This window comes from Streptomyces sp. NPDC059957 (assembly GCF_042730015.1).
Taxonomy (GTDB): domain Bacteria; phylum Actinomycetota; class Actinomycetes; order Streptomycetales; family Streptomycetaceae; genus Streptomyces.
The window spans coordinates 66,053-74,003 of sequence record NZ_JBHWMB010000041.1 but is presented as its reverse complement, the minus strand read 5'-3'; the positions used below and the strand labels follow the sequence as shown (position 1 = coordinate 74,003).

Here is a 7,951-nt window from a genome sequence, read left to right as displayed (position 1 = left end):
CAGGTACACCCCACGCCTTGTCGGAGTAGAGCAGAGGGCGCCTAAATCATGCAGTCCAGGCCGACACCCCACCCCGCCCCCGGCACCGGCCCACCCGCAGCCAACCCCCAGCCCCGCCGGCGTTTGAGGCACCGGGGCCCGGGCCCCGGGCCCCGGCAACGGCGCCACACGGGAGGCGGGTTCCGCGACCGGCCGGGTCAGCCGCCGGGACGGATGCGGCGCCACAGGGCCGGGGCCGCGCTGATGAAGACCGTGAGGGCGACCGCCAGGGCCACGCCCTTCCAGGGTTCCGCGAAGAGGGAGCCGCCCACGATGCCGATCAGGCCGTAGGTCGCCGCCCAGGCCAGGCAGGCGGGGCCGTCGCCGCGGGCGAACCGCCGCAGGGGGAGCTCCGCGAGGAGGCAGGCCAGCATCACCGGGATGCGGCCGCCCGGGAGGAGGCGCGAGACCACCAGGACCAGGACGCCGTGCTCGTCGAGCTTGCGCTGCGCCTGGGCGAGGCGTTCCGGGGTCGCCCTCCGGCGCAGCGCTTCCAGCCAGCGCGATCCGTTCCGCGAGTGCACCCCGCGCCGGCCCAGCCAGTACAGCGCCAGGTCCCCGGCGAAGGCGGCCAGCGAGGACACCCCGAAGACCAGCAACAGCCCGAAGGGCAGGGAGTCCTGGTGGAACGCCACCACCGCCGCCGTACTGACCAGCGCGCCCGTCGGAATGACCGGCACCAGCGCGCCCAGCGCCACCAGCACGAAGAGGGTCGGATAGCCGATCGCCTGCTGGGTGGATTCCGGCGGTACCTGCGCGGCCGCCTCCGCGAGCCGGGACAGGGCCGTCACGGCAGCCGCACCCGTTCACCGTGCGCGGGCACCCGGACCGTCACCTTCGGCGCCTCCCGCCGCGCACACCGTACGAACTCCTCGCCCGGCGCGTGGAACTCGTGCGGCCGCACCATGTCCATCCCGATCGGCCAGTACGTACCCCAGTGCACCGGAACCGCCGCCGCCGGCGCCAGCAGGGCCAGCGCCCGCGCCGCACCCGCCGCGTCCAGGTGCCCGGGACCCAGGTAGGGCCCCCAGCCGCCCACCGGCAGCAGGGCCACGTCCACCGGTCCGACCTCGTCGGCCATGGAGTCGAACAGGCCGGTGTCCCCGGCGAAGTAGGTCCGCGACGAGCCCTCGATCACGTACCCGAGCGCGGGAGAGACCCGCGGCCCGAACGGCAGCCGCCGCCCGTCGTGCCGCGCGCCGACCGCCCGGACCCGTACGCCACCGCCCCGTACGCCACCGCCCTGTACGCCACCGCCCCGTACGCCGTCCCCCAAGGTCACCGTGTCGCCCGGCACCAGCTCCGTGACCTCCAGGCCCCGCACCCCGGCTATCCGCGCCAGCCCCGGCACCGCGCCCGGCGCCCCGCGCGGCACCAGCAGCCGGGTGCCGCGTGCGAGGCGCGCCAGCGAGGGCAGGTGCAGGTGATCGGCGTGCAGGTGCGAGACGAGCACCGCGTCGGCCACCGCCGCCTCCGGCGGGGGCACCGCCCCGCGACGGCGCCGCAGGTGCGCCAGCCGGCGCGCGAAGAGCGGGTCCGTGAGCAGCCGGACACCGGAGTCCTCGACCGTGCACGTCGCGTGGCCCCACCAAGTGATCTCCACCGGCCCCTGATCCCCTCCCTCGTCCCGCTTGCCACCAGGTCCCGTCCGAGCCTAAAGGCTGCCCGCCCAAACCGCCCGGAACCAGGAAATCGGGCCTCCACGCCCCCTCCTCCCCGGCGGCGGATCGGAGTAGGGTCGGGCGGCATGGATGAGCTGCGCGTGGCCGCGATCGCCAGCCTGGCCCCGCTGGAGGATCTGGACGAGGATCCCTTCGCCGTCGACACCCGGAGCCAGCACGCCATGTGCGCGCGCTGGGCCGCCGATCGGGGCTACGTCGTGACCCGCCAACTCTTCGTCTACGGGCTGCGCGCCGACCACTGCGGGCTGTGGAACGACATCGACGCCGGGCGCGTCGACCTGTTCGTCACCGCCAACCACCGGGTGCTGACCCGTGCGTTGCGCTCCGTGGAGGAGTTCACCGCGGAGTGCGCACGGCGCGGCGTCCGGCTGGAAACCGCCGGTCTCGACGAGCCGCGCTACACCTCCGCGATGAAGGCCGAGGTGCACCGCCGGCTCTCCATGCCGACCGCCGGATACGACGGTACGTAGCCCCTCGACAGCACGCGTCAGCCCCTCCGGGCTTCCGCCGCGCCCCCCGTACGCACATCCGCCGCCCGTGTCACCCGGCCGGTCGGTCGCCGCTGTGCGAGCCTGGACACCGTGGGGACGGGGGCCCGTCGGCGCGGTGCGGGCCACGGTGGTGAGGCGGGTTCGGCGTGTTGCGAGGCCGGTGGCGGAGTGCGGGCGGCGCCCTGGTGCGCGTGGTCATCGTCTGGGCGGTGTCCACCCTCACCATGCTCGCCCTGGCCGGAATCCTCCCCGACTTCCATCTTCAGGCGGGCGCGGGCGGCGACCGCGACAGCATCACGCAGATAGGCCTGACGGCAGCCCTCGGCGCCGGCGCGTTCGGTCTGCTGAGCGCGCTGGTGTGGCCGGTTCTCGTACGCGCCCTGCTGCTTGTGCCGGCCCTGGTGCTCGGGCTGCTCGTCTTCTTCCTCAACGGCTCGCTGCTGCTGATCGCGCTCAGCCTGATCCCGGCCGGCCGCGGCGAGGCGGACCCGGAGACGGCGGTGGTGGTCGCCGCCGTGATGTCCGCCGTCGCCTCCGCGACCTCCACCGCGCTCGCCGTCCGGGACGACGAGGCCTACCGGCGCCGGCTCTACCGGCTCTCCGACCGCCGCCGGCGCCGCCAGCGCCGCGAGGGCATGCCCGGGGCCGACGAACGCGCCCCCGCCGTGGTGTTCCTGCAGCTCGACGGGGTCGGGTACGAGGTGCTGCGGCGCGCGGCCGGCAGCGGCCTGATGCCGACGGTGGCCGAGTGGCTCGACCGCAGCCACCGCATCACCTCCTGGCGCACCGACTGGTCCAGCCAGACCGGCGCCAGCCAGCTCGGCATCCTGCACGGCTCCAACTTCGACGTCCCGGCCTTCCGCTGGTACGAGAAGGACACCGGCGAGGTGGTGGTCTGCAACCGGCCCACCAGCGCCGCCGAGCTCCAGCGGCGGGCCGTCGAACGCACCGGGAACGGGGGCCTGCTCACCCTCGACGGGGCCAGCCGCGGCAACCTCTTCAGCGGCGGCGCCGGCCAACTGGCGCTCGTCCTGTCCGTCTCCGCCCGGCGCAGCCCCCACAACCGCTCCCGCGCGGGCTACTTCGCGTACTTCTCCGACCCGGCCAACGCGGTCCGCACCGCGCTCTCCTTCGTCGCCGAGGTGGCCCGCGAGATCACCCAGTCGGTACGCGGCCGCCTGCGCGGGGACCGGCCACGGGTCGCGCGCGGCGGGCTGTACCCGCTGATCCGGGCCTTCGCGACGGTGGTGGAGCGCGACGTCGTGGTCGCCGCGGTGATCGGCGACATGCTGGCCGGGCGCGCCGCGGTCTACGCCGACCTGGTCGCCTACGACGAGGTCGCCCACCACTCGGGCCCGCGCTCCCGGGACACCGAGCAGGTGCTCGCCCGGCTCGACCGCAGCCTCGCGCTCATCGCCCGGGTCGCCGAGCACGCACCCCGGGAGTACCGGATCGTGCTGCTCTCGGACCACGGCCAGAGCCCCGGGGAGACCTTCCTGGCCCGGTACGGGCTCACCCTGAAGGACCTGGTCCGCGCGGGCTGCGGGCTGCCCGTGTCCCGGAAGGCCGGCCGTACCCACAGCGGCGCCGAGGCACGGGCCGCCGTACTGGCCGCCCTGCACCGCCCGGTGGAGGAGACCGACGAGGAGGTGCGCCCCGGGTCGGGGCCGGACCCGGTGGTCCTGGCCTCGGGCAACCTCGGGCTGATCTCCTTCCCGGACCTGCCCGGCCGGGCGTCGAGGGAGCGGATCGACCGCGCGCACCCGGCGCTGCTCTCCACCCTGGCGAACCACCCCGGGGTCGGGTTCCTGCTCGTGGACGGGACCGTCCTGATGGCGAACGGGGCCGAGGCGCGGCTGGACGAGCCGGGCGCTGCGGAGGAGCTGCTGGCCCCCTTCGGCCCGGGCGCGGCGCGGGCGGTCCGGCGGACCGACACCTTCCCGCACGTGGCCGACGTGATGGTGAACTCGGCCTACGACCCGCAGACGGGGGCGGTGCACGCCTTCGAGGAGCAGATCGGCTCGCACGGCGGCCTGGGCGGGGAGCAGGGCCACCCGTTCCTGATGTGGCCGGTGGAGCTGTCCGAGCCGGTGTACCGGCCGGACGGAGAACTGGTGGGCGCGGAGGCGGTCCACGAGGTCCTGCGGCGCTGGCTCACCGAGGCGGACGGTCCCCAGATCCCGGTCCCCCCGGAGATCTCCGTAGCCCCGGGCGCGGACCCCGCCTAGGCATCGCGCGGCCGCCCGCCCGGGGCGTACGTTGGAAGCAGAGTCCATCAGGGGGGCTCGAAGGATTCGCCATGTCCGCGATCAGCAAGAGCATCGACATAGACCGCAGTCCCGAGGACGTCTACTCGTACGTCACGGACCCCACGCACCTGCCGGAGTGGCAGGACAGTGCCGTGTCCGCGGTGCCGATGGGAGACCTTCCCGTCCACGTCGGTTCGAAGGTCCTCATCACCCGGCAGATCGGCAAGCGGCGGGTCCCCACGACCATGCAGGTCATGGAGCTCGACCCGCCGAGGAGCTGGCACTTCCACGGCGTCGACGGGCCGGTCCGGCCGGACGTGCGGGGCCACATCGAATCCCTCGACGGCGGCGCTCGCTCGCGGGTCACCATCGCCGTCGACTTCGAGGGCCACGGCCTGGGCCGGGCGCTCGTCCCGCTCGCGGTCAAGCCCATGGTCCGCAAGGAGATGCCCCGCAGCGAGGAGAAGCTCAAGCACCTGCTGGAGCACTCCGCGGCCTGAGCGCAAGGGGCGCAGGGCCCTCGGAGGCCCGGAAAACCGGGTGCTCCGGGACATGCGGTGTGCTCACACTGGGCGCACCGCATACCCGGACCCCTAAGGACATCCCCTCCCGTGCAGGCCGCCGTCACCGTCACCCCCGCCCAGCTCCCCGAACTGCTCCTCGGGCTCGCCACCGTGCGGCCCGTGTTCCTGTGGGGCGCGCCCGGCATCGGCAAGTCCTCGCTCGTGCGGAAGTTCGCCGACTCGCTGGGGCTGGAGTGCGTGAGCCTGCTCGGTACCCAGCTGGCGCCCGAGGACCTGATCGGCGTACCGCAGATCCGTGACGGGCGTTCGGTGTTCTGCCCGCCGGAGGCCATCGCCCGCGAGGAGCCGTACTGCCTGTTCCTCGACGAGCTCAACGCCGCGAGCCCGGACGTGCAGAAGGCCTTCTACTCGCTGATCCTCGACCGGCGGATCGGCTCCTACGAGCTGCCCGCGGGCTCCATCGTCATCGGCGCCGGCAACCGGGCCACCGACAACGCCCTGGCCCGGCCCATCGCCTCCGCGCTGGTCAACCGGCTCACCCACGTCCACCTGACGGCCTCGGCCGGGGACTGGCTGGTCTGGGCGGGCGAGAACGGCATCCACCCCTGGGTGACCGACTACCTCGCCGACCGCCCCGACCACCTCTGGTCGCAGCCGCCCAAGAGCGAGGAACCCTTCTCCACGCCCCGCTCCTGGCACATGCTCTCCGACGCTCTGCACTCCTTCGGCCAGGACCTCGACGAGCAGACCCTCGGCGTGCTCGCGCACGGCACCCTCACCCCCGCGCACGCCGTCTCCTTCCGCGGCTACGCGAAGATCGTCCGGCACAGCTTCGGCATCGACGCGGTCATCAAGGGCGACGCCTCCTGGCCCGCCCGCATGGAGGACCGCGACCTGCTCTACTACCTCGCCGAGGCCTTCCGGGGCCGCCTGGTCAAGGAACTGCCGGCCCGCAAGGAACACGTCTCGCCGGGCGTCCGCCAGACCGCCTACCGCGCGAAGTCCCTGCTCGTGCAGCTCGCCGAGATCTCCGTCGAGGTGGCCCAGACCGTCATCGCCGACGACGTGGACGGCCTGCCGGTGCTGCCCGCCTGGTTCCTCATCGAAGCCGCCCGCGACATGCCGCGCCTGGTCGAGGCCCGCCGGTGAGCGGCAAGGCCAAGGCCGGCGGCAAGGCCAAGCAGGGCAAGGAGCCCAAGCCCGACCCGGCCACCCTCGCCTACGAGGCGGGGCGGGCCGCCGTCCGGCAGAACCCCGCGCTGAACGCCGTGTCCGCCACCCACTGCCGCAGCCCGAAGTGCGCGCACTGCGCCGGCGCCGGGCTCGCCGTGGTCACCTCCAACGGGGTGATCCACGCCCACCCGACCCGCCGCGCCGCGCCCGCCGAGTGGGCCTGGGCCCTGGCGCACTGCCTGCTCCACCTCGGCTTCGGACACGTACCCGCAGCCAAGGAGGACGACCGGGAGCAGCCCGACCGCGCCGAGACCGCCGCCCGCTGCGTCGTCGTCAACCGCTTCCTGCAGAACTTCCCCGTCGGCCGGGCCCCCGACCGGCTGCCCGACCAGTACCCCGGCGGCGACGAGGAACAGCTCGCCCGCGCCTGGCGGCAGGACGGTGTCCCGCCCCGGTACGAGGACTGCGGTACGAGCGCCCCCGGCGCCCCCGACCAGATCCTGGAAGCCTGGCCGCACTGGAGCGCCGTCCCCGACTGGCAGACCGGCTTCGCCCACGCCCTCACCCGCTCCGTGTCCGCCACCATGGACCTGGCCGCCGGCCGCGAGGGCCACCGGCCGCAGCCGTGGGAGCGGGCCCTGAACTGGTTCGTCTCCTCCTACCCGCTGCTCGGCGGCCTCGCCGCGGGCCTGCGGATCGTCGCCGACGCCGAGCTGGCGCGCGCCCAGGGCATCGACATCGCCGCCGTCAGCGCGAGCGCCGGGGAGATCTACGTCAACCCGCTGCGCACCTTCACCGACGGGGAGTGGCGGTTCATCCTGGCCCACGAGATGCTGCACGCCGCCCTGCGCCACGGGGAGCGCTGCGGCGCCCGCGACCCGTACCTGCACAACGTGGCCGCCGACTACGTGGTCAACGGCTGGCTCGTGGAGATGGGCGTCGGCGACATGCCCGAGGGGTTGCTCTATGACGCGGAGCTGCGGGACCTGTCCGTGGAGGAGGTCTACGACCGGATCACCGGCGACCTGCGGCGGATGCGCCGGCTCGCCACCCTGCGCGGCAAGGGCCGCGGGGACATCCTGGGCGAGCCCCTGCCCCATCCGGGGAGCGGCCCGTACACCGACCTGGACGAGTTCTACCGCCGCGGCCTGGTCCAGGGCTTCGACCTGCACGGATACGGGGAGCGCGGGCTGCTGCCCGCCGGGCTGGTGCAGGAGATCCGGGCGCTGGCCCACCCGCCGGTGCCCTGGGACGCGCGCCTGGCCCGCTGGTTCGACGCGTACGTGCCCCGCCCGGAGCCGGTACGCAGCTTCGCGCGCCCGGCCCGCCGCCAGGCCTCCACCCCGGACATCCCGCGCGCGGGACGGTACTTCGCGCCCGAGGAGACCGCCCGCTGCACCTTCGGCGTGGTCCTCGACACCTCGGGGTCGATGGACACCGCCCTGCTCGGCAAGGCGCTCGGCGCCATCGCCTCGTACGCCGAAGCCCGCGACGTGCCGGCCGCCCGCGTCGTGTTCTGCGACGCGGCGCCGTACGACGCGGGCTATCTGCCCCCGACCGAGATCGCGGGCCGGGTGAAAGTGCGCGGCCGGGGCGGGACCGTGCTGCAGCCGGGCGTCGACCTGCTGCTGCGGGCGGAGGACTTCCCGCCCGGGGCCCCGGTCCTGGTGATCACCGACGGCTGGACCGACACCCTGCGGATCCGGCGCGAGCACGCCTTCCTGGTTCCGCAGGGCGCCTCCCTGCCGTTCACGCCCCGCGGGCCGGTCTTCCGACTGGCCTGAGGGGCGCGG

At 74.5% G+C, this 7,951-nt stretch carries 7 protein-coding genes; 5 read left to right on the top strand and 2 right to left on the bottom strand.

Annotation, left to right across the window (positions count from 1 at the left end; genetic code table 11):
- Positions 1-197 precede the first annotated feature (197 nt).
- Both ACFWBW_RS25795 and ACFWBW_RS25790 read right to left on the bottom strand, forming a co-directional pair.
- A complete protein-coding gene (locus ACFWBW_RS25795; RefSeq protein WP_385376719.1) occupies positions 198-821 on the bottom strand; it encodes a DedA family protein in 624 nt (207 codons plus the stop codon).
- Positions 822-826: 5 nt separating this feature from the next.
- Positions 827-1,642: an MBL fold metallo-hydrolase gene (locus ACFWBW_RS25790; RefSeq protein ID WP_385376699.1), complete on the bottom strand. Its 816-nt coding sequence runs from the start codon at positions 1,640-1,642 to the stop codon at positions 827-829.
- Positions 1,643-1,786: 144 nt separating this feature from the next.
- Between ACFWBW_RS25790 and ACFWBW_RS25785 the strand changes: the two genes are divergently transcribed.
- The 5 genes from ACFWBW_RS25785 to ACFWBW_RS25765 all read left to right on the top strand — a co-directional run bounded on the left by ACFWBW_RS25785 (position 1,787) and on the right by ACFWBW_RS25765 (position 7,942).
- Positions 1,787-2,191, top strand: a complete 405-nt coding sequence (locus ACFWBW_RS25785) for a hypothetical protein (protein WP_385376696.1) — start codon at positions 1,787-1,789, stop codon at positions 2,189-2,191.
- A 167-nt stretch (positions 2,192-2,358) separates the two neighbouring features.
- Complete coding sequence (locus ACFWBW_RS25780; protein ID WP_385376693.1) at positions 2,359-4,440, top strand: alkaline phosphatase family protein; 2,082 nt, start codon at positions 2,359-2,361, stop codon at positions 4,438-4,440.
- Positions 4,441-4,511: 71 nt separating this feature from the next.
- Positions 4,512-4,961: an SRPBCC family protein gene (locus ACFWBW_RS25775; protein WP_385376690.1), complete on the top strand. Its 450-nt coding sequence runs from the start codon at positions 4,512-4,514 to the stop codon at positions 4,959-4,961.
- A 111-nt stretch (positions 4,962-5,072) separates the two neighbouring features.
- Positions 5,073-6,134, top strand: coding sequence for an ATP-binding protein (locus ACFWBW_RS25770; RefSeq protein ID WP_385376687.1), 1,062 nt, complete (start codon positions 5,073-5,075; stop codon positions 6,132-6,134).
- Positions 6,131-7,942: a hypothetical protein gene (locus tag ACFWBW_RS25765; protein ID WP_385376684.1), complete on the top strand. Its 1,812-nt coding sequence runs from the start codon at positions 6,131-6,133 to the stop codon at positions 7,940-7,942. Before ACFWBW_RS25770 ends, ACFWBW_RS25765 begins: the two co-directional genes overlap by 4 nt.
- The last annotated feature ends 9 nt before the right edge of the window (positions 7,943-7,951 follow it).